Genomic DNA, 19761 nt, shown 5'->3' with positions numbered 1-19761 from the left:
CGAGAGACACGAAGAGGGAGGGCCTCCTATGCGCCGCTACACAAGGACCCTGGTCACCGCCGCACTCACCACGACGGTGGTCGCCGGGACGGCGGGCTGGGCATCCGGGAGTGCGCAGCAGGCCGTGACGGGGGCCCCGGTCGGCACGGCGGCCTGGCGGGCCGACGGACTGCCCGATCCGGAGCGGATGACGCCCTCCCAAGTCGGGGCGTTCTTCCGAGACCTGACGCCAGGTCGACAGCGGGAGCTGGTCCGCGAGCATCCCTCCGTCGTCGGCAACCTCGACGGCGCTCCACTGCGACTGCGGTACGAGGCGAACGCCCGTACCCTCGGCGGGCGGTACGCCGGGCAGCAGGTCCTCGCCTTCGACCCGCGCGACCGGGGCCAGGTCGCCCTCGTCTCCGGGGACCTGGCGACGGCCGAGCACGTGGCCGTGATCGTGCCCGGCTCGGACATCGACGCGAGGAACGTCAAGCCGCTCACCGACAAGGCGGAGGCCCTGCACCGGGCCACGCACGGTCGCACCGCCGTGATCGCCTGGGCCGGCTACACCACGCCCGTCGGCGTCGGCCTCGACGCCGCGACCGGGGAGCTCGCCGAGGCAGGGGCGGAGCGGCTGACCCGGCTGACCGAGGGCCTGGCCGCGACCGGGGCACCCGCCCCGTCCCTGTTCTGCCACAGCTACGGCTCCGTCGTCTGCGGTCTGGCCGCCCACGACCTCAAGGCCAAGGACCTCGTCGTCTTCGGCTCCCCCGGTATGCGCGCCGCGAACGTCACCGACCTGCGCACGTCCGCCCGGGTGTGGGCAGCCAAGGATCCGTCCGACTGGATCGACAGGGTCCCGAACGTCGCGTTCGCGGGGCTCGGGCACGGTGCCGACCCGACAGACCCCGACTTCGGCGCGCGTCGCGTTCCCGCCACCGACGCCCGTGGGCACGACGGCTACTTCGCGCCCGGCACGCAGTCCCTCCGTACCTTCGCCGCCATCGCCGAGGGGGATGTCCGATGAGCACGCTCACCAGGACCGTCTCGAAGATCGAGGCCGGCACCCCGGTCCACCGCGACCGCGCGATCGACGGGCTGCGCGCCCTCGCCCTGCTCGCCGTGCCCACCGGGCACTGGCTGCTCGGCGGGTTCACGCTCTCCTCCGACGGGGCCATCCACAACGCCAGCCCGCTCGGCACCTTCGGCGCACTCGCGCCCGTCAGCTGGATCCTGCAGATGCTCGGGATCTTCTTCCTGGTCGGGGGTTACGCCTCCGTCCTGTCGTACCGGAAGCACCAGGGCTCCACCGGTGAGTGGCTCAAGGGACGGCTCGCCCGCCTCGGCCGCCCCGTCCTCGGGGTCACGGCCGTCTGGGCGGCGCTGCTCCCGGTCCTCCATTACGGGTTCGGGGTGCCGGGCGACACGCTGCGGACGGCGTCCACGCTCGTGATCCAGCCGCTGTGGTTCGTCGGGGTGTACACGGTCGTCACCGCACTGACCCCGCTGTGCGTGCGCGCCGCCCGGCGGGCGGGTGTGTGGGCGGCGGCCCCGCTGCTCGCCTCGGTCGCCGTCGTCGACTTCCTGCGCTACGGGCCGTACGCCGACGCCGTGCCGTCCTGGCTGAGCCTGCTCAACATCCTGCCCGGCTGGCTGTTCGCCTACCAGCTCGGCGTCTCCTGGGGCGAGGGCCGGGTCACGCGGCGCCACGCCTGGGGGCTGCTGCTCGGCGGCGCGGCGCTCTTCGCCGCCCTGCTGCTCGCCTTCGGCTACCCCGCCTCGATGGTCGGCGTCCCCGGCGAGGCCCGCACCAACTCCCACCCGCCGTCGCTGCTCGTGCTGGCCCTCGCCGCCGCCCAGAGCGGCGCGGCGATCCTGCTCCGCGACCGGCTCGGCGCACTGCTGAAGCGTCCCACGCTGTGGGCGCCGGTCGTGATCGTCAACCTGTCCGCGATGACGATCCTGTGCTGGCACCAGACGGCGATGCTCACCGCCGCGATCCCGGCCTCGTACGTGGGTGAGATCCCGGGCCTGGTCGGCGCACCGGACTCGGTCGGCTGGATCCTCGCCCGCCTGGCCTGGATGCCGCTCTTCGCGGGCCTCCTGATCCTGATCGGCCGCCACGCCCGCGGCTTCGAGTCCCCATGGACCAACGCGGGCACAACCCGCCGCACGGCAGCGGGCCTCCTCGCCGCGGGCTTCGCGGTCTTCGCGCTGGGGCTGGCGTGAGGGGCTGGGGTGCGGCGCTCACGAGGGGCGCGAGCGCCGCGCCCCTCCCCCGGTCGTCACTCGCGCGCCGCCGAGGTGAAGCGCATGTCCGGGTAGCGGTCGCCCGCGACTTCCGCGGCGATCGGTTCCAGTTCCGACAGTTCGGCGTCGGTCAGGGTGAGGTGGGTCGCCGCCGCGTTCTCCTCCAGGCGGGCGCGCTTGCGGGTGCCCGGGATCGGGACGACCGTCAGGCCGTGGACCGTGGAGCGCTGTTGGACCCAGGCCAGGGCGATCTGCGCCGCCGTCGCGCCGTGGGTCGCCGCGATCTTGTGGACCGGGGCGAGGAGGGCGGCGTTCTTCGCCGCGTTCTCCCCGGTGAAGCGGGGCTGGTGCCGGCGGAAGTCGCTGCCCGACAGGTCCTTCGAGGCGTCCGCGAAGGCGCCGGTCAGGAAGCCCCGGCCCAGCGGCGAGTACGGCACGAACGTCACGCCGAGCTCGGCCGCCGCGCCGACCGCGCTGCGTTCCACGTCGCGCGAGAAGAGGGACCACTCCGACTGGAGCGCGGCGATCGGGTGCACGGCGTGCGCCTCGCGCAGCTCCGCGCCGGTCACCTCGCTCAGGCCCAGGTGCTTGACCTTGCCCTCCCGTACCAGCTCCGCCATCGCCCCGACCGACTCGGCGAGCGGGACGTCCGGGTCGCGCCGGTGCATGTAGTAGAGGTCGATGGTCTCGACGCCGAGCCGGCGCAGGCTCGCCTCGACCGCGCTCCTGATGTACGCGCGGTCGTTGCGGATCCCCCGGTAGTGCGGGTCGTCGGCGCGCCGCTCTATGGCGAACTTGGTGGCCAGGGTGATCTCGTCGCGGTGGGCGGCGACGAACGGCGCGAGGAACTCCTCGTTGGCGCCGCTCCCGTACACGTCCGCCGTGTCGATGAGGGTGACGCCCGCCTCCAGGGCCGCGTCGAGGGTGTCGCGCGCGGCGGCCTCGTCCGTGTCGCCGTAGAACTCGCTGATGCCCATGGCGCCGAAGCCCTGGACGCCGATCTCGGGTCCGTCCGTACCGAGTCGGACTGTGCTGATCCTGATCATCGGGTCATGCCTCCGCGTAGTGACTGATCTTGATGTCGAGCACGGCGAGCGTGTCCTGGAGCTCCGCGATCCGGGACATGACGTCCCTCCTCGTGGTCTCCAGAAGCTCGCGCCGTTCGTCCCGGGTGTGATCGCCCTCCCGTACCAGCTCCGCGTACCGCACCATCGAGGCGACCGGCATCCCGGTCAGCCGGAGCTTGCCGACGAACGCCAGCCAGTCCAGGTCGCGCTGGGAGAAGCGGCGCTGGCCGGTGTGCGAACGGTCGACGTGCGGCATGAGCCCGATCCGCTCGTACCAGCGCAGGGTGTGCGCCGACAGTCCGGTCAGGGCGGCCACCTCGCTGATCGTGTAGTGGACGCTTCTCTCGATCACGCTCATGACCCCCACGCTAGGACCTTCGAGTGCACTCGAAGCAAGTAGGCTCGGCTCCATGTCCCTGCAGAGCCTGGCGATGATCGAGAACTGGCCCGTCCCCACCGCGGCCGCCGCTGTCGTACGCGCGGACGGCACCCTGGCCGGGTCCCACGGCCCGACCGGGCAGCGGTTCCCGCTCGCCTCGGTCACCAAGCCGCTGGCGGCGTACGCCGTCCTCGTCGCGTACGAGGAGGGGGCGATCGACCTCGACGAGCCCGCCGGGCCCGAGGGCGCGACCGTCCGCCACCTGCTGGCCCACACCTCGGGTCTGGCCTTCGACGAGCAGCGGATCATGGCCGCGCCGGGCACGCGCCGGATCTACTCCAACACCGGGTTCGAGGTGCTCGGCGACCATGTCGCCAAGGCGACGGACATCCCGTTCGCCGAGTATCTGCACCAGGCGGTCCTCGAGCCGCTGGGGATGACCTCGACGACGCTGGAGGGCTCACCCGCCAAGGACGCCGTCTCGACCGTCGACGATCTGGTGCGGTTCGCGGCGGAGGTGCAGGCGCCGCGGCTGCTCGACGCGCGCACGGTCCTCGACGCGATGACGGTGACCCACCCCGGTCTGACCGGCATCCTGCCCGGCTACGGCCACCAGCGGCCCAACGACTGGGGGCTCGGTTTCGAGATCCGGGACTCCAAGTCGCCGCACTGGACGGGAGCTTCGTCCTCGCCGCGTACGTTCGGGCACTTCGGCCAGTCGGGCACCTTCCTGTGGATCGACCCCGACGCGCGCGCCGCGTGCGTGGCGCTGACCGACCGGGCCTTCGGGCCGTGGGCGGTGGAGGCGTGGCCGCCGTTCACGGACGCGGTCCTCGCGGAGCTCAGGGCGTAGGCGTCTGCCGGCGCGCTCCGTCCGTGGCGGAGGGCGTCGGACCCGTGGGGCCCGGGGGTACCGTACCGCCCGTGCCCCCACCGTCCGGCGTGCCCTCGCGCGGGACGTCCGACGCATCGCTCTCGGCGGAGCCGACCCGGAGGTCGTCGCAGCCCTCGGCGGGGAGCGAGCCGCCCGGTCCCGACAGGACGACGGAGGCCCGGCCCTCGGCCTCCTCCGCGTAGGCGGCCGTGCACACCAGCTGGCGGATCCCGGCGCCGTCCAGCTCACCGACGGGGAAGGGGAGCCGGATCCGCAGCCGGCGCTCGCCGTCCTCGCCGGTCGTGTCGGGCCCCTGCGAGATGTGCGGACCCTCCTTGTCCCTCCACGTGCCGGGCGCCGGCAGCCGGGTGGTGAGACCGGCCGCCGCCTCCGCCTTGTTCGGGCCCAACAGCAGCACGGTGAGCGCCTTGGCGGCGACGATCCCGCTGCCGGCCGGGTAGGTGGGCGGCGGCTCGCCGGGCGGCATCCGGTACCCCTCCCAGCCGTCGAGCGGTCCGCCCAGTTCGCGGGCTACGGGCAGCAGCCTGCCGTCGGCGTCGACGTAGAAGAGCAGCATCCGGCTGCCGGAGACCGGGACGACCGCGATGGTCGCCGGTCCGCCGGCCTCCACGACATCGCTCTGCCGAATGCCGCAGCCGGCGAGCACGAGCACGCCGGCGAGGAGCGCGCCGAGCCGGGTTCCGCGCCTCATCGCGGGATCCTCACCGTGAAGACGGCGCCGCCGTCGGGGTGGTTCGCGGCCGTGACGGTGCCGCCGTGCAGCCGGATGTTCTCGAGGGTGATGGCGAGGCCGAGTCCGCTGCCGGCCGAGCGGGCGCGGGCCGGGTCGGCCTTGAAGAAACGGTCGAACACATGCGGCAGGACCTCGTCGGCGATGCCGGGCCCCCGGTCGGCGACCTCGGTCACCAGCCAGTCGCCTTCGGCCCAGGTCCGCACGGTCACCGGCGGTGCGCCGTGCCGCAGCGCGTTGCCGACGAGGTTGGCGACGACGAGGTCGAAGCGGCGCGGGTCGAGCCGGACGCGCACGCCGACGGGCAGTTCGGCGCGGACGAGGGCGGGGTCGGTCCAGTGGCGGTGCTGGAGCGTCTTGCGGACGCTGTCGGCCACGTCCACCTCGTCCACATGGAGTTCGGCGGCACGCGCGTCGAAGCGGGAGATCTCCATGAGGTCCTCCACGAGCACGGCGAGCTTGCCGGTCTCGGCGCTGATGAGCCGTACCGCCCTGGCCGTGTCGCTGTCGAGGCCGTCGGCGTCCTCGTCGAGGACCTCGGTGACGGCGAGCATCCCGGCGAGCGGGGTCCGCAGCTCGTGGGAGACGTCGGAGGCGAAGCGGCGGGCGCGGGCCTCGGCGTGCCGGAGTTCGACGACGGAGCGTTCGAGCGCGGCGGCGGACTCGTTGAAGGTGCGGGCGAGATCGGCGAGTTCGTCGCTTCCCTTGGCGAGGATCCGGGTGTCGAGCCGGCCGCGCCCCATGGAGTCGGCGGCGCGCCGCAGCTCGCGTACCGGCCGCAGCACGCTGCGGGCGGCGATCAGGGCGGGGATCAGGGCGATGGCGAGGGCGGGCAGAGCGCCGTCGCGGGCGGCGAGGACCATCGCCTCGATGTTGGCCTCCTCCTCGTCGAGTTCCATGACGGCGTACAGCACGACGCCGGTGCGGTGGACGGCGGTGGCCGGGGTGTGCGTCCTGAAGACGGTGGGGACGGCGACGGTGAGGTAGGGCCGGCCGTTCTTGACCACCCGCTGGAAGCTGCCGTGGGCCGTGGCCCGGGCGCGGGAGCGGAGTTCGGGGGTGATGACGGTGGAGGTGGGGCGGTCGGCGGACGAGACGCGGACGGAGCCGTACTCGGCGTAGACCCGCCAGGGTCGGGGTTTGCCCTGCCGGGCGATCAGCAGGAGTTCGTGGCGCAAGGACTCCGCCTCGAGGGGCAGGTGGATGCCGAGGTTCTCGACCTGCTCGCGGAAGGCGGAGACGGCGGTGTTCTGGGTCTGTTCGAGGATGGCGTTGCGGGCGGCGCGGTAGGTGAGGGCGGCGGTGGTGCCGCAGCCGACGGCGGCCACGAGGAGGAAGGCGAGGACGAGCCGGGTACGCAGCCCGAACGGCCGGAGGCGGGGGCGCAGCGCCCGGCGGCGGCTCACAGCGGCCCGAAGCGGTAGCCGAAGCCGCGCAGGGTCTGGATGTAGCGGGGGGCGCCGGGGGTGTCCTCGATCTTGTTGCGCAGGCGGCGGACGCAGGCGTCCACGAGGCGGGCGTCGCCGTGGTAGCTGTGCTCCCAGACGTGTTCGAGGAGTTGCTGACGGCTGAAGACCTGCTCGGGGGCGGACGTCAGATGGAGCAGGAGCTTGAGCTCGGAAGGCGCGAGGGCGAGTCGCTCGCCGGACTTGGCGACGGTGAGACCGACCCGGTCGATGGCGAGCTCCCCGTGGAACTCGACGGCGGCCCGGCCGGCCCCCGGCTCCTCGATGCGCCGCAGTACGGCCCGTATTCGGGCCTCGATGACCTCGGTACGGGCGGGCTTGACGATGTAGTCGTCGGCCCCGGCCTCCAGACCGACGACGACGTCGAAGTCGTCGCCGCGCGCGGTGAGCATGATGATCGGCAGCTGGCTGGTCTCGCGGACCCGGCGGCAGACCTGGACGCCGTTCATGCCGGGCAGCATCAGATCGAGCAGCAGCAGATCGGGCCGGAACTCGTCGAGCAGGGCGAGGCCCGCCTCGCCGGTCGCGGCCGCCCGCACCTCGTGCCCACGGCGCCGGAGCCCTATCTCGACCCCTTCGCGGACGGAGGGGTCGTCTTCTATGAGGAGCACGCGAGGCATTCGAGCAGTATCCCAACTCGGGTCGAAGGGCTCCCCCATGGGGAGAGCGGGGAGGGAAGCGGCGTCAGCGGCGCCGGGCGAGGCCGCGCAGCCGGTGGCCGGCGCCCGCGAGCAGGGCCTGGACGTCCGTGAGCCGGAGCGGGCGGGCCAGCAGGCCGAAGACGGCGAGGAGGGTGAGGCCACCGGCGGCGCCTGCCGCGAGGGCCCCTGCCGGGGCGGACGTGTCGGCGACGAGCAGCGCGAAACCGGCCGCCGGTACGGCCGCCAGGAGCAACCGCGCGAGAGCGGACCGGGCCGACGGGCCGGGTACCGCCTCCGCCGCGGCGCCCGCTCCCTGCCCTGCCTCCGCTCCCGCCCCCTGCGCTGCCTCCGCCGCCGCACCGGCTCCCTGCCCTGTGTCGGCCTCCGCGCCCGCTCCCTGCCCGGTGTCCACGACCGCACCCGCGCCCGCTCCCAGCCCTGCCCCCGCCCGCGCTCCGCCCAGCCGTCGGCGCAGCGCGTACGCCGTCAGCGCCCAGCCCGCCCACAGCGCCAGCGAGTACGCGGCCGCCATGCCCGCCACCGCCCAGGTCGCCGGGAGGAGCGCGTACGCGACGAGGGACAGGCCCGCGTTGAGGCCGGCGATCACCAGGTTCAGCAGGAACGGGGTGCGGGTGTCCCGCAGGGCGTAGAAGGCGCGGGTGCAGACGTACTGGCCCGAGAAGGCGATCAGGCCCGGGGCGAAGGCCATCAGGATCCAGGCCATCGCCCGGATGTCACCGGCGTCGGTCCTGCCGTACTGGAAGACCACACCCATCAGCGGCACCGCCAGCGCGAACAGCGCGCACGCCGCAGGTACGACGGCCGCCGCGCTGGTCCTGAGCGCGTACGAGACGTCCGCCCGCACCTTCGCCAGATCGCCGTCCGCCGCCGCGCCGCTCATCCGGGGCAACAGGGCGGTCACCAGGGAGACGGTGACGATGCCGTGCGGCACGGCCCACAGCAGATACGCGTTGGTGTACGCGGCGAAGCCGAAGCCCCCGCCCGCACCCAGCTCCTCCGCCCGCTGCCCCGCCGCCGTCGCCAGCCTCGTCGTCACCCAGTACGCGGCCTGGTTGGTGAGGACCAGCAGCACCAGCCACCCGGCCGACCTCAGCGGCGCCGTGAGTCCGCTGCCGCGCCAGTCGAAGCGCGGGCGCCAGCGGAAGCCGGCGGCGCGCAGGGAGGGGACGAGCGCGAGGGCCTGGAGCGCGATGCCCGCCGTGGTGCCCCAGCCGAGCAGCGCCGTCTCCCGGCCGGTCAGCGCCCCGCCGTCGGCCGTCACCAGGTACAGCGCGAAGACGCCGATGACGACGACGTTGTTGAGGACCGGCGTCCACATCATCGCGCCGAACCGGCCCCGCGCGTTCAGCACCTGCCCGAGCAGGGTGAAGACGCCCAGGAAGAGGATCTGCGGCAGGCAGTACCGGGCGAAGGCGGCCGTCATCGACTCCTGCGCGCCGGTGTAGTCGGTGTACGCGTCGACGATCGCGGGCGCCGCGAGCACCGCGCCCGCCGTCAGCACCAGCAGGGCGAGGACGCAGACCGTCAGGAGACGGTCGGTGTAGGCGACGCCCCTGTCCTCGTGCTCCTTGGCCGCCTTGACCAGTTCGGGCACGAAGACCGCGTTGAGGGCGCCGCCCAGGAGCAGCATGTAGACGATGGTGGGGATCGAGTTGCCGACCGCGTACCCGTCGGCGATCGCCCCGGCTCCGAGGGCCGCGGCGACGACCGCCGAGCGGACGAAGCCGGTGGCGCGCGAGACCAGCGATCCGGCGGCCATCAGCGCGCCGCTGCGCAGCGCGGAGGAGGTGCGCGGCTTCGGCTCGACGAGGGTCGTCGCCGCCGTCATCGGCGGGCCAGGTACGCCTGGAACGCCCGGTACAGCGTGTGGTTGGTCCTGCCGTCCAACGGTGTCTCCCACTCCCCCAGCGTCTCGACGGCCTGCCCGCCCGTGCCGAGCTTCCAGCGCAGCAGACCGTGGGCGCGGTCGTCCGGATCAAGGGTGGAGGGTATCCCGCGCATGTCGTAGACGTCGGCCCCTGCGGCGTGGGCGTCGAGCATCATCCGCCACTGCAGGGCGTTGGAGGGGCGGACCTCGCGGCGGTGGTCGGCGGAGGCGCCGGTCTGGTACCAGACCCGCCTCCCCACCGTGATCATGGTGTGGGCGGCGAGGGTCTCGCCCTCGTGGCGGGCGAGGTAGAGCCTCATCCGGCCCGGTTCCTCGGCGTTGAGGACCGCGTACTGCCGTTCGTAGTACGCGAGGGAGCGGCCGAGCCGGAATCCGTCGCGCTGCTCGGTGATCCCGAGGAGCCGGTAGAACTCGGGCAGGTCGGCGGCCGAGCCGACGACGATCTCGACACCTGACTTGCGGGCCTTGCGGACGTTGCGCCGCCACTCCTGGTTGAGGCCGCTCCACAGGTCGTCGGCGGTGCGGCCGGCGAGCGGGACCTGGTAGACGTGGCGGGGCTGGGCGTCGGCGCCGTCGGAGTCGCTGGTGGAGTCGCCTCCGCAGCGGCGCCAGCCGCGGGCGCGGAGTCGTTCGGCGACGGCGGTGCCGAGCGGGTCGACCTCGTCGGCGAGGACGTCGGAGAGGCGCCGGCCGGGCCCGGTGTGCGCCTTGAGGGTGGCGGCGTTCCAGCGGCGGAAGGCGGGCGAGGGCCCGATGCGTACGGCGAAGGCCCCGGCGGCCCTGAGGTGCTGGAGCAGCGGGGTGAGCCAGCCGTCGAGGTCGGGGTCGGACCAGTCGGCGACGGGCCCTTCGGGAAGGTAGGCGAAGTACTTGCGGGTGCCGGGGAACGGGCGCAGCAGGACGAGGGCGACACCGGTGAGAGTGCCGTCTCCCGTTCCCCAGCCGAGGAGTTGAGGACGCCAGCCGTCCTTGACCTCGGCCCAGGAGGGCAGTTGGAGGAAGCTGGGGCGGGCCGTCCCGCTCCGCGCGAGGTGGGCGCGGTAGGCCTCGGGGGTGAGGGGCTCCAGCCGGGTGGTGGCGTGCTGAGGTGCGGCCGTCACGAGCAGAGCTGACACAACGTGAGCCTCCTTGTTCCGCCCCTCGGTCGTGGGGCGCACAGGATGCTCACAGCCGTCTTTGACCGGTCCGCGCGTCGTGTGTGACCGGACGATGACCGTTTCTCTGCAGCCCTTGTCACAGAGCGTCCGGGGCGCTTTCGGCGGCCTACAGTCCGGGCATCCCACACTTTTTCCGGAGGCTTCCGTGATTCCCGCACGCATTCCCGCACGCACCCGAATACGTCCTCTGCTCGCGACCGTCGCCCTCTGCGGCTCGCTCACCGCCTGTACGGCGGGGGCGGTGGGCGCGCCGCGCGCGACGGGCGACCCGAAGGCTTCGGGTGCCGCGGATGCTCCGGCGAAGGTGACGGTGGTCAGTCCGGCGGCCGGCCGGACGGTGACCGTGACGGCCACCGGCGGCACCTTGACGACGGTGAAGGTCGTGGACGCGGAGGGCGGTGTGCTGGCGGGCCGTACCGGGGCCGGCGGGACGTCCTGGATCTCGGGCCGGAAGGCGGTGCCGGGCACGTCGTACCGCGTGGAGGCGACGACCCGTACGTCCGGGGGGAAGGAGACGACCACGACGTCGACCTTCACCACGGCCGAGGCGGCACGGGTCAACAAGCTGACGCTGGCGCCCGGGAAGGACACCACGGTCGGGGTGGGGCAGCCGCTCTCGATCGTCTTCGACCGGCCGGTGACGAACAAGGCGGAGGTGGAGAAGCAGCTCAGGGTGACGACGTCGAACGGCACGGTCGGGTCCTGGGGCTGGCTGACGGACTGGTCGGGCAAGGACCGGGTGGACTGGCGGCCGCGGGAGTACTGGAAGCCGGGCACGAAGATCACGCTCGACGCGACGCTCAACGGCACGGACTCGGGCGGGGGTTGGTTCGTACGGGACTACCGCACGGGCTTCACGGTCGGCTCCGCGCAGGTCGTGAAGGTCGACCTGGACTCCAAGCGGCTCGTGCTGGAGCGGGACGGGCGCGCGGTGCGCACGATCCCCGTGTCGGGCGGCACCCCCGGCGGCGACAAGCGGTCGTGGCGGGGCACGGCGGTGCTGATGGCGAAGGAGGGCACCATCAACATGAACTCGGAGACGGTCGGGCTCGGGGACGCATACGACAAGATGGTCGACTGGTCGATGCGGCTGACGTGGTCGGGCATGTACGCGCACGCGGCGCCGTGGAACGCGGCGTACTTCGGCCGCGCGAACCGCAGCTCCGGCTGCATCGGCATGAGCGACGCCGACGCCGCGTGGTTCTACGGCCAGGTCCGGCCGGGCGACCCCTTCGAGATCCGCGGCGCGGACACGAAGGGCACGGTGGCGGAGGGCAACGGCTACGGCGCGTGGAACGTGAGCTGGGAGCGGTGGCGCGCGAAGAGCGCGGTGACTCGCTGAAGAGAGCGTGACCCGGGCCGCCGTCCGCCGGGCGGCCGTTCGGGTCATGGCCCTGGCCGGCCCCCGGGCCTCAGACCGCCCGCATCTCCCAGAGCAGGACCTCCGCGTCCGACGTGGCCATGAGCGCCAGGTCCTGTGCCTCGGTGACGCGGGCCGCGTCGCCCGGGGTGAGTTCCTCGCCGGCCAGGCGGACCGTGCCGCGCACCACGTGGGCGTAGACGAAGTCGGCGTCCGGGACGGCGGTGCGTTCGCCGGACTCCAGTCGGCGGACGTTCAGCATCGAGCCCGCCTCCGGAAGGGCGTACGGGGTGGAGTCGGCGATGCCGCGCACGATCTCGTACGAGGGGGCGCCGCCGGGCTCCAGCGGCGCGAGCCACATCTGGACGAAGACCAGCGGCACGTCGCCGTCGTTGCGCTCCTCGTGCCGTACGCCCGCCGCCGAGCTGAGCCGCTGGACGTCCCCGGGGCCGACGACGCTGGTGTGACCGGCCGAGTCGCGGTGGGTCAGCTCGCCCTCGACGACCCAGGTGACGATCTCGGTGTGACTGTGCGGGTGCTCGGCGAATCCGGCGCCGGGAGCGAGCCGCTCCTCGTTGCAGGCGAGGATCGCGCCGAAGCGGAGGTTGTCCGGGTCGTAGTGCCGCCCGAAGGAGAAGGCGTGCCGGGTCTCGATCCCGGCTCCCGGGTCGCCCCCGGGGTAGCGGTCGCCGGCGCGCTGGATACGAATCACGGGGAAACGGTAGCCCCTGCCCCCGCGAGGAACCCCGCGCCCGGCTGGGGCGGCCACCGGGCCAGGTCGCACGGCGCGCGGCGACGGCCGGACGGCCACCGGCCGACCGGGGGCACGTCGCGCGGCCGAGGCCGGATAGCCACCGGGCCGAGGGGGCACGTCGCGCGGGCACGGCGGGATGGCCACCGGGCGACGGGGGCACGTCGCACAGCGCGCGGCGGGTTCGCCGCCGGGCCGGGCGGGCACGTCGCGCGGCCACGGCCGGATAGCCACCGGGCCGAGGGGCACGTCGCGCCGCGCCCGGCCCTCCGGTCGGGGGCGGGTGCCTGTCGGGTCCGCTCCGGACGGGAAACGGCCCCGACCCCGCACTCGGCCGTCCCGATAAGGCAGTCTTGTCCCCGTGCCAGAACCCACGAACGCCGCCCACCCGCATTCCGCCACCCTGAAGCGCCTCGAACAGTCCTCCGGGCGGCTCGCCGCCAACGCCATTGCACGCATGGACGAGACGCTGCCGTGGTACCGGGCGATGCCGCCCGAGAACCGGTCGTGGATCGGTCTGGTCGCCCAGGCCGGTATCGCCGCGTTCACCGAGTGGTTCCGGCACCCGGAGACCCCCCAGGCCATCTCCACGGACGTCTTCGGCACCGCGCCCCGCGAGCTGACCCGCGCCATCACCCTGCGCCAGACCGTCGAGATGGTCCGCACCACCATCGAGGTCATGGAGGCGGCGATCGAGGAGGTCGCCGCCCCCGGCGACGAGTCCATCCTCCGTGAGGCCCTCCTCGTCTACGCCCGCGAGATCGCCTTCGCGACCGCCCAGGTCTACGCCCAGGCCGCCGAGGCCCGCGGCGCGTGGGACGCCCGGCTCGAGTCCCTCGTGGTGAACGCGGTCCTCTCCGGCGAGGCCGACGAGGGCGCCGTCTCCCGCGCCGCCGCCCTCGGCTGGAACTCCCCCGAGCACGTCTGCGTCGTCCTCGGCACCGCCCCCGACGGGGACAGCGAGCTCACCGTCGAGGCCATCCGCCGGGCCGCCCGGCACGCCAAGCTCCAGGTCCTCACCGGTGTACTCGGCGACCGGCTCGTCGTCATCGCCGGCGGCAACGACAACCCGCTCGCCGTCGCGAAGGCGCTGATCGGGCCGTACGCCGCCGGGCCGGTCGTCGCGGGCCCCGTCGTCCCCGACCTGCTCGCCGCGACCCGCTCCGCGCAGGCCGCGGCCGCCGGGCTCAAGGCGTGTTCTGCCTGGCAGGACGCCCCGCGCCCGGTCCTCGCGGACGATCTGCTGCCGGAGCGCGCCATCGCCTCCGACCCTTCGGCCCGCGAGCAGCTGGTGGAGGAGATCTACAGACCGCTGGAAGAAGCGGGTTCGGCGCTCCTGGAAACTCTGAGTGTCTACCTGGAGCAGGCGAGCAGCCTGGAAGGCGCGGCGCGGATGCTGTTCGTCCACCCCAACACCGTGCGCTACCGGCTTCGACGTGTGACAGATGTCACCGGCTGGTCACCCTCCGATGTGCGCTCCGCCTTCACACTGCGGATCGCGCTGATCCTGGGGCGCTTGGCCGACGGAGATTCGCAGTCCTAGACTTTTGTCGAACACCAACAATTCCCCTGACGGTTCTTCGTCCTAGTCCCCACGGGCGTTCCGAGCCGTCCCCAAGAGAGAGTGTGAGGGTGCTCGTACTCGTCGCTCCCGGCCAAGGCGCCCAGACGCCCGGCTTCCTGACTCCCTGGCTCGAACTCCCCGGTGCCGCCGACCGCCTCGCGGCCTGGTCCGACGCCATCGGGCTCGACCTCGCCCACTACGGCACGAAGGCCGACGCGGACGAGATCCGTGACACCGCCGTGGCCCAGCCGCTCCTCGTGGCCGCCGGACTGCTGTCCGCCGCCGCGCTCGGCGACGTCTCCCCCGGCGCGGTCGCCGGCCACAGCGTCGGCGAGATCACCGCCGCCGCGTTCGCCGGCGTCCTCGACGACACCGCCGCCCTGCGTCTCGTACGGACGCGTGGTCTGGCGATGGCCGAGGCCGCCGCGATCACCGAGACCGGCATGTCCGCGCTGCTCGGCGGCGACCCGGAGGTGACGGTCCCGCACCTGGAGAAGCTCGGCCTGACCCCGGCGAACGTCAACGGCGCCGGCCAGATCGTGGCCGCCGGCACCCTGGAGCAACTGGCCGCTCTGGAGGCGGACAAGCCCGAGGGTGTCCGCCGGGTCGTCCCGCTGAAGGTCGCCGGCGCGTTCCACACGCACCACATGGCGCCCGCGGTGGCGAAGCTGGAGGCCGCCGCGAAGGAGCTGACCGTGGCCGCCCCCGCGGTGCGCTACGTCTCCAACAAGGACGGACAGGTCGTCACGGAGGGCGCGGAGGTCATCGCGCGCCTCGTCGGCCAGGTCGCCAACCCGGTCCGCTGGGACCTGTGCATGGAGACCTTCAAGGCGCTGGGCGCGACCGCGCTGATCGAGGTGTGCCCCGGCGGCACCCTGACCGGCCTCGCCAAGCGTGCGCTGCCGGGCGTCGCCACCGTCGCCCTGAAGACCCCCGACGACCTCGACGCGGCCCGCACGCTCGTCGCCGAGCACACTGCAGCCTGAGAAGGAGCCGTAGAGCATGTCGAAGATCAAGCCCAGCAAGGGCGCCCCGTACGCGCGGATCATGGGTGTCGGCGGCTACCGCCCCACCCGGGTCGTGCCCAACGAGGTGATCCTCGAGAAGATCGACTCGTCCGACGAGTGGATCCGCTCGCGCTCCGGCATCTCCACCCGCCACTGGGCCTCCCCGGAGGAGACCGTGACCGCGATGTCGGTCGAGGCCTCCGGCAAGGCCATCGCCGACGCCGGGATCGACCCGGAGCAGATCGGCGCCGTGATCGTCTCCACCGTCTCGCACTTCAAGCAGACCCCGGCCGTCGCCACCGAGATCGCCGACAAGATCGGCGCCGGCAAGCCGGCCGCGTTCGACATCTCCGCCGGCTGCGCGGGCTTCGGCTACGGCCTCACGCTCGCCAAGGGCATGATCGTCGAGGGTTCGGCCGAGTACGTCCTCGTGATCGGCGTCGAGCGGCTGAGCGACCTGACCGACCTGGAGGACCGCGCGACGGCCTTCCTGTTCGGCGACGGCGCCGGCGCGGTCGTCGTCGGCCCCTCCGACGAGCCGCACATCGGCCCCTCGGTCTGGGGTTCGGAGGGTGACAAGTCCGAGACGATCAAGCAGACCGTGCCGTGGAACGAGTTCCACGTCGGCGACGTCTCGAAGCTCCCCCTCAACCAGCAGGGTGAGATCAAGTTCCCGGCCATCACGCAGGAGGGTCAGGCGGTCTTCCGCTGGGCCGTCTTCGAGATGGCGAAGGTCGCCCAGCAGGCGCTGGACGCCGCCGGCATCTCGGCGGACGACCTGGATGTCTTCATCCCGCACCAGGCGAACATGCGGATCATCGACTCGATGGTGAAGACTCTCAAGCTGCCGGAGCACGTGACGGTCGCCCGTGACGTCGAAACCACCGGCAACACCTCGGCCGCCTCGATTCCGCTCGCCATGGAGCGGCTCCTGGCGACCGGGAAGGCGAAGAGCGGCGACACCGCGCTCGTCATCGGCTTCGGGGCGGGTCTCGTCTACGCCGCGACGGTCGTTACCCTCCCCTAGGCACACCGGATCATCCGGAAGCCCCTTACCTAAGCAAACACAGAAGGAGCGCCACCATGGCCGCCACCCAGGAAGAGATCGTCGCCGGTCTCGCCGAAATCGTGAACGAGATCGCCGGCATCCCGGTCGAGGACGTCCAGACGGACAAGTCCTTCACCGACGACCTGGACGTCGACTCGCTGTCCATGGTCGAGGTCGTCGTCGCCGCCGAAGAGCGCTTCGACGTCAAGATCCCGGACGAGGACGTCAAGAACCTCAAGACGGTCGGCGACGCGACCGACTACATCCTGAAGCACCAGGGCTGATTCGGCCCCTGCTGATTCGGTCAGCCACCCGGCGGTGGCGCCGTTTTTCGACCATCACACACGTGGAGAAAGAATTCCTGTGAGCTCGACCAATCGCACCGTGGTCGTCACCGGTATCGGCGCAACCACACCGCTGGGTGGCGACTCCGCATCGACCTGGGAAGGTCTGATCGCGGGACGCTCCGGCGTCAAGCCCCTCGAGGGCGAACGATTCGCCGAACTGCCCGTCCAGATCGCGGCGCTCGCCGCGGTCGACCCGGGCGACGTTCTGCCCCGCCCGCTCGCCCGCAAGCTGGACCGCTCGGCGCAGTTCGCGCTGATCGCGGCCCGTGAGGCGTGGGCCGACGCGGGCTACTCCGCCCCCGCCGGCGAGGACGAGAGCATCGCGCCCGAGCGGCTCGGCTCCGTCATCGCCTCCGGCATCGGCGGTGTCACGACTCTGCTCGACCAATACGACGTGCTGAAGGACAAGGGCGTTCGCCGTGTCTCCCCGCACACCGTGCCCATGCTCATGCCGAACAGCCCCTCCGCCAACGTCGGCCTGGAGGTGAACGCCCGGGCGGGCGTGCACACCCCGGTCTCCGCGTGTGCGTCGGGCGCCGAGGCGATCGGCTACGCCGTCGAGATGATCCGTACGGGTCGTGCCGACGTGGTCGTGGCCGGCGGCACGGAGGCGGCGATCCACCCGCTGCCGATCGCGGCCTTCGCCAACATGATGGCGATGTCCAAGAACAACGACGAGCCGGTCAAGGCCTCGCGTCCGTACGACACGGGCCGTGACGGCTTCGTGCTCGGCGAGGGCGCGGGCGTGGTGATCCTCGAGTCCGAGGAGCACGCCAAGGCGCGCGGCGCCCGCATCTACTGCGAGGTGCTGGGCCAGGGCCTGTCGGCCGACAGCCACCACATCGCGCAGCCCGAGCCGACCGGCCGGGGCATCGCCGCCGCGATGCAGAACCTGCTGGACTCGACGGACCTCAAGCCCTCCGAGGTCGTCCACCTCAACGCGCACGCCACGTCGACGCCGCAGGGCGACGTCGCCGAGATCAAGGCGCTGCGCAAGGTGCTGGGCGAGGACCTGGACCACGTCGCGATCTCCGCGACGAAGTCGATGACGGGTCACCTCCTGGGCGGCGCGGGCGGCATCGAGACCGTCGCGACGGTCCTGGCGCTCCATCACCGCCTGGCCCCGCCGACGATCAACGTCGACGACCTGGACCCGGACGTCGACGCGGACATCGTCCGCGACGAGCCGCGCGAGCTGCCGCAGGGCACGATCGCCGCGATCAACAACTCGTTCGGGTTCGGCGGCCACAACGTGGTGCTGGCGTTCCGCACGGTCTGACCCCCAAGTCACAGGTGAGGCCCACCCCGGACAAGGGGTGGGCCTCCGCCACACCCGCCGGACGGAGTCCGGCACAGCGCTCCGAAGCCCGCGAAGCGGTGCGAGGGGCGCACGCGGGAGGGGCCAACTCGTTCGGCTTCGGCGGCCACAACGTGGTGCTGGCGTTCCGCACGGTCTGACCCCCAAGTCGCAGGTGAGGCCCACCCCCAACCGGGGGTGGGCCTTCGGCGTGTCCGGGGTCAGCGGAGGGCGAAGACGGCCGGTTCGGCGCTCATCGAGATGTGGTTGACGACGACATGGCCGCCGGTGACGGGGAACAGCTCGGGGTAGATCGAGACGGGCTCGGGCACGTCCGGGGTGATGTCGGCGCGTTCGGCCCCGGTGGCGGCGTCGAGCAGCAGGATCCGCGAGTTGCCCAGTACACCGACGCTCCCGTCCGGCTCTCGGGCGAGCGCCTTGATCAGGGTCCTTTCGGAGGTGTACTCCCACACCTTCCGGCCGTCCTTCAGGGAGTGCGCGGCCACCTTCTCGGAGACCGACGAGCTCGTCTCGACCTTCGTCACCAGCAGGTCGCCGAGGACCAGGGCACGGTTCCCGCCGCTCCAGGCGAGGAGCTTCCCGGTCGGTCCTGCCATGGGCACGGTCACCGTCGGGGCCCCGCGCCCGTCGAAGCCGAGCAGAGCGTGCGTGCCGCGCTTGTCGTCCTCGTCGACGGCGACGACCACGGGTGCCACCGACACCACCATGGCCGTGGTCGTCGACTCGACGGGCAGCACCCTGGTCCACTGCTCCGTGCCGGTACGGGTGTCCAGGGCGACCAGCCGGGCGCCGGTGCCGCACTGTTCGACGAGGAGCGTGCGCACGGCGGTCGCGTCAACGGCCCGGGCCGCGCAGTCCTTGCCGAGGATCCGCTCCCAGCGCTGCTCGCCGCTCTCCGAGGCGCGGCCCCGTACCGCGCCCTCCTCGGCGGTGACGGCCGTGGAGCCGCCCACGGCGAGGGCTCCCAGGACGAGCCCCGTGCCCTTGAGCGGCTGTCGCCACAGGACCTTGCCGGTGAGGGTGTGGACGGCGACGAGCGTCGCGCAGGGCTGCTCGTGACGTCCGTACGCGATGAGTCCGACGTTCCCCTCCACGTCCGGGGACATCGCGCACAGGGCCTCGCGGGCCGGTGCCGGAACGCTCCAGCGCACGGCGCCGTCGCGGACGTCGTACGCGTGGAGTCCGTCGAGCCGGCCCTGGGCGAGGGTGTCCCCGAGGCCCCAGGCGCCGGGGCCCTCGTCGTACCGGTCGCCCACCGCCGGGACCTTCCAGGCGACCTTCGGCTTCGCGGCCGGATTCGGCGCCGCCGGGCCCTTCGCCTCCGGGTGCCGTACGGTCGCGTCCTCGCCGGTCGGCCAGAAGCCCCACAGCCCGGCGAGGAGCCCGAGGCAGACGGCGATCAGCACGAGGACGCGCGGTCGGTTCCGGCGCACACGTCCGCTCCGATCGCCCGCGCCGCGTGCGGCCGCGTACGCGGCGGTGGTGTCCGGTGCGTACCGCACCTCGGTGGTGCGCCCCACCGGCCCCCACGCCTTCACGGCCCCGGCGCCCGCCGGCCCGGGCCGCCCGGACGCCCCGGGCGCCTTCGGCCGGGCCGCCGCGGACTTCCTCCACGCATCGGGGACCGCATCCTCCACGACCACGGCCTCGGACGCCTCCGGCACCGCCCTCCCCCGGCGCTCCCGCGCCAGTCCGGCCGCGCCCGCCGCCGTCAGGGCCGCGGCCGCGAGCAGTGGCGGCCACGCCGGGCCCCCCGCGACGTCCCAGCCGAGCACCCCGGCGCACAGCACCGCCGCCGCCCCGAAGGCGGCGCCGGACAGCAGAACGGCGGCCGTCGAGGCCGCCGTACGTCCACGCATCACTGACCCCCCACCAGGACCCGCGCTGCGC

The 19761-nt window shown here is 73.1% G+C and carries 18 protein-coding genes; 9 read left to right on the top strand and 9 right to left on the bottom strand.

What is annotated here, in order from left to right; all coding sequences use genetic code 11:
- Positions 1-28 precede the first annotated feature (28 nt).
- Positions 29-1009, top strand: a complete 981-nt coding sequence (locus ABZ939_RS03570; protein ID WP_361848639.1) for an alpha/beta hydrolase — start codon at positions 29-31, stop codon at positions 1007-1009.
- Positions 1006-2211 (top strand): acyltransferase, encoded by a 1206-nt coding sequence (locus ABZ939_RS03565; protein ID WP_361848636.1) that lies wholly within the window; start codon positions 1006-1008, stop codon positions 2209-2211. The genes ABZ939_RS03570 and ABZ939_RS03565 overlap by 4 nt, the downstream gene beginning before the upstream one ends.
- 56 nt (positions 2212-2267) lie before the next feature.
- Here ABZ939_RS03565 and ABZ939_RS03560 read toward each other — a convergent pair whose 3' ends face one another.
- The gene (locus ABZ939_RS03560; protein WP_361848633.1) at positions 2268-3278 is read right to left on the bottom strand and encodes an aldo/keto reductase; all 1011 of its coding nucleotides are present in this window, start codon (positions 3276-3278) and stop codon (positions 2268-2270) included.
- Between the two features lie 4 nt (positions 3279-3282).
- Positions 3283-3657: a MerR family transcriptional regulator gene (locus ABZ939_RS03555; RefSeq protein ID WP_361848630.1), complete on the bottom strand. Its 375-nt coding sequence runs from the start codon at positions 3655-3657 to the stop codon at positions 3283-3285.
- Between the two features lie 52 nt (positions 3658-3709).
- Here ABZ939_RS03555 and ABZ939_RS03550 point away from each other — a divergent pair, with 52 nt between their 5' ends.
- Complete coding sequence (locus ABZ939_RS03550) at positions 3710-4531, top strand: serine hydrolase domain-containing protein (RefSeq protein ID WP_361848627.1); 822 nt, start codon at positions 3710-3712, stop codon at positions 4529-4531.
- Here the strand turns inward: ABZ939_RS03550 and ABZ939_RS03545 are convergent.
- The 5 genes from ABZ939_RS03545 to ABZ939_RS03525 all read right to left on the bottom strand — a co-directional run bounded on the left by ABZ939_RS03545 (position 4521) and on the right by ABZ939_RS03525 (position 10434).
- Positions 4521-5264 (bottom strand): hypothetical protein, encoded by a 744-nt coding sequence (locus tag ABZ939_RS03545; RefSeq protein ID WP_361848624.1) that lies wholly within the window; start codon positions 5262-5264, stop codon positions 4521-4523. The two genes, ABZ939_RS03550 and ABZ939_RS03545, sit on opposite strands and share 11 nt — an antisense overlap.
- Complete coding sequence (locus ABZ939_RS03540; protein WP_361848621.1) at positions 5261-6709, bottom strand: HAMP domain-containing sensor histidine kinase; 1449 nt, start codon at positions 6707-6709, stop codon at positions 5261-5263. Before ABZ939_RS03540 ends, ABZ939_RS03545 begins: the two co-directional genes overlap by 4 nt.
- Positions 6706-7389, bottom strand: a complete 684-nt coding sequence (locus ABZ939_RS03535) for a response regulator transcription factor (protein ID WP_361848618.1) — start codon at positions 7387-7389, stop codon at positions 6706-6708. The genes ABZ939_RS03540 and ABZ939_RS03535 overlap by 4 nt, the downstream gene beginning before the upstream one ends.
- Before the next feature lie 64 nt (positions 7390-7453).
- Positions 7454-9259 carry a murein biosynthesis integral membrane protein MurJ gene (murJ, locus tag ABZ939_RS03530; protein WP_361848615.1) on the bottom strand — a complete coding sequence of 602 codons (1806 nt, stop codon included), beginning with the start codon at positions 9257-9259 and terminating at the stop codon, positions 7454-7456.
- Positions 9256-10434: a peptidoglycan bridge formation glycyltransferase FemA/FemB family protein gene (locus ABZ939_RS03525; protein WP_361848612.1), complete on the bottom strand. Its 1179-nt coding sequence runs from the start codon at positions 10432-10434 to the stop codon at positions 9256-9258. The genes murJ and ABZ939_RS03525 overlap by 4 nt, the downstream gene beginning before the upstream one ends.
- Positions 10435-10621: 187 nt before the next feature.
- Here ABZ939_RS03525 and ABZ939_RS03520 point away from each other — a divergent pair, with 187 nt between their 5' ends.
- Complete coding sequence (locus ABZ939_RS03520; protein ID WP_361848609.1) at positions 10622-11818, top strand: Ig-like domain-containing protein; 1197 nt, start codon at positions 10622-10624, stop codon at positions 11816-11818.
- A gap of 70 nt (positions 11819-11888) precedes the next feature.
- On the opposite strand, the gene ABZ939_RS03515 is transcribed toward ABZ939_RS03520, so the two are convergent.
- Positions 11889-12548 carry a pirin family protein gene (locus ABZ939_RS03515; RefSeq protein WP_361848606.1) on the bottom strand — a complete coding sequence of 220 codons (660 nt, stop codon included), beginning with the start codon at positions 12546-12548 and terminating at the stop codon, positions 11889-11891.
- Between the two features lie 400 nt (positions 12549-12948).
- Here ABZ939_RS03515 and fasR point away from each other — a divergent pair, with 400 nt between their 5' ends.
- From fasR to fabF, 5 genes are all read left to right on the top strand, one after another.
- The gene (gene fasR / locus ABZ939_RS03510) at positions 12949-14130 is read left to right on the top strand and encodes a fatty acid biosynthesis transcriptional regulator FasR (RefSeq protein ID WP_361848604.1); all 1182 of its coding nucleotides are present in this window, start codon (positions 12949-12951) and stop codon (positions 14128-14130) included.
- Positions 14131-14219: 89 nt separating this feature from the next.
- Positions 14220-15137, top strand: a complete 918-nt coding sequence (locus tag ABZ939_RS03505) for an ACP S-malonyltransferase (RefSeq protein WP_361848601.1) — start codon at positions 14220-14222, stop codon at positions 15135-15137.
- Between the two features lie 16 nt (positions 15138-15153).
- Positions 15154-16185 (top strand): ketoacyl-ACP synthase III, encoded by a 1032-nt coding sequence (locus ABZ939_RS03500; RefSeq protein WP_361848599.1) that lies wholly within the window; start codon positions 15154-15156, stop codon positions 16183-16185.
- Positions 16186-16241: 56 nt separating this feature from the next.
- Positions 16242-16490: an acyl carrier protein gene (locus tag ABZ939_RS03495; RefSeq protein WP_361848596.1), complete on the top strand. Its 249-nt coding sequence runs from the start codon at positions 16242-16244 to the stop codon at positions 16488-16490.
- 79 nt (positions 16491-16569) lie between these two features.
- A complete protein-coding gene (gene fabF / locus ABZ939_RS03490) occupies positions 16570-17832 on the top strand; it encodes a beta-ketoacyl-ACP synthase II (RefSeq protein WP_361848593.1) in 1263 nt (420 codons plus the stop codon).
- A gap of 239 nt (positions 17833-18071) precedes the next feature.
- Here the strand turns inward: fabF and ABZ939_RS03485 are convergent, their stop codons facing one another.
- A complete protein-coding gene (locus tag ABZ939_RS03485) occupies positions 18072-19730 on the bottom strand; it encodes a PQQ-binding-like beta-propeller repeat protein (protein WP_361848589.1) in 1659 nt (552 codons plus the stop codon).
- Positions 19731-19761: the final 31 nt, after the last annotated feature.

It is taken from the genome of Streptomyces sp. NPDC046712 (assembly GCF_040645695.1).
Taxonomy (GTDB): domain Bacteria; phylum Actinomycetota; class Actinomycetes; order Streptomycetales; family Streptomycetaceae; genus Streptomyces.
Note: the sequence above shows the minus strand (reverse complement) of the source record. Positions and strands in the feature narration are given on the sequence as shown.

Excerpts from the sequence above, each read along its gene's own strand:
- ABZ939_RS03500 (WP_361848599.1), top strand. The coding sequence starts at position 15,154 with ATGTCGAAGATCAAGCCCAGCAAGGGCGCCCCGTACGCGCGGATCATG.
- ABZ939_RS03555 (WP_361848630.1), bottom strand. The coding sequence starts at position 3,657 with ATGAGCGTGATCGAGAGAAGCGTCCACTACACGATCAGCGAGGTGGCC.
- ABZ939_RS03560 (WP_361848633.1), bottom strand. The coding sequence starts at position 3,278 with ATGATCAGGATCAGCACAGTCCGACTCGGTACGGACGGACCCGAGATC.
- murJ (WP_361848615.1), bottom strand. The coding sequence starts at position 9,259 with ATGACGGCGGCGACGACCCTCGTCGAGCCGAAGCCGCGCACCTCCTCC.
- ABZ939_RS03545 (WP_361848624.1), bottom strand. The coding sequence starts at position 5,264 with ATGAGGCGCGGAACCCGGCTCGGCGCGCTCCTCGCCGGCGTGCTCGTG.
- ABZ939_RS03565 (WP_361848636.1), top strand. The coding sequence starts at position 1,006 with ATGAGCACGCTCACCAGGACCGTCTCGAAGATCGAGGCCGGCACCCCG.
- ABZ939_RS03570 (WP_361848639.1), top strand. The coding sequence starts at position 29 with ATGCGCCGCTACACAAGGACCCTGGTCACCGCCGCACTCACCACGACG.
- ABZ939_RS03535 (WP_361848618.1), bottom strand. The coding sequence starts at position 7,389 with ATGCCTCGCGTGCTCCTCATAGAAGACGACCCCTCCGTCCGCGAAGGG.
- ABZ939_RS03495 (WP_361848596.1), top strand. The coding sequence starts at position 16,242 with ATGGCCGCCACCCAGGAAGAGATCGTCGCCGGTCTCGCCGAAATCGTG.
- ABZ939_RS03550 (WP_361848627.1), top strand. The coding sequence starts at position 3,710 with ATGTCCCTGCAGAGCCTGGCGATGATCGAGAACTGGCCCGTCCCCACC.
- ABZ939_RS03485 (WP_361848589.1), bottom strand. The coding sequence starts at position 19,730 with ATGCGTGGACGTACGGCGGCCTCGACGGCCGCCGTTCTGCTGTCCGGC.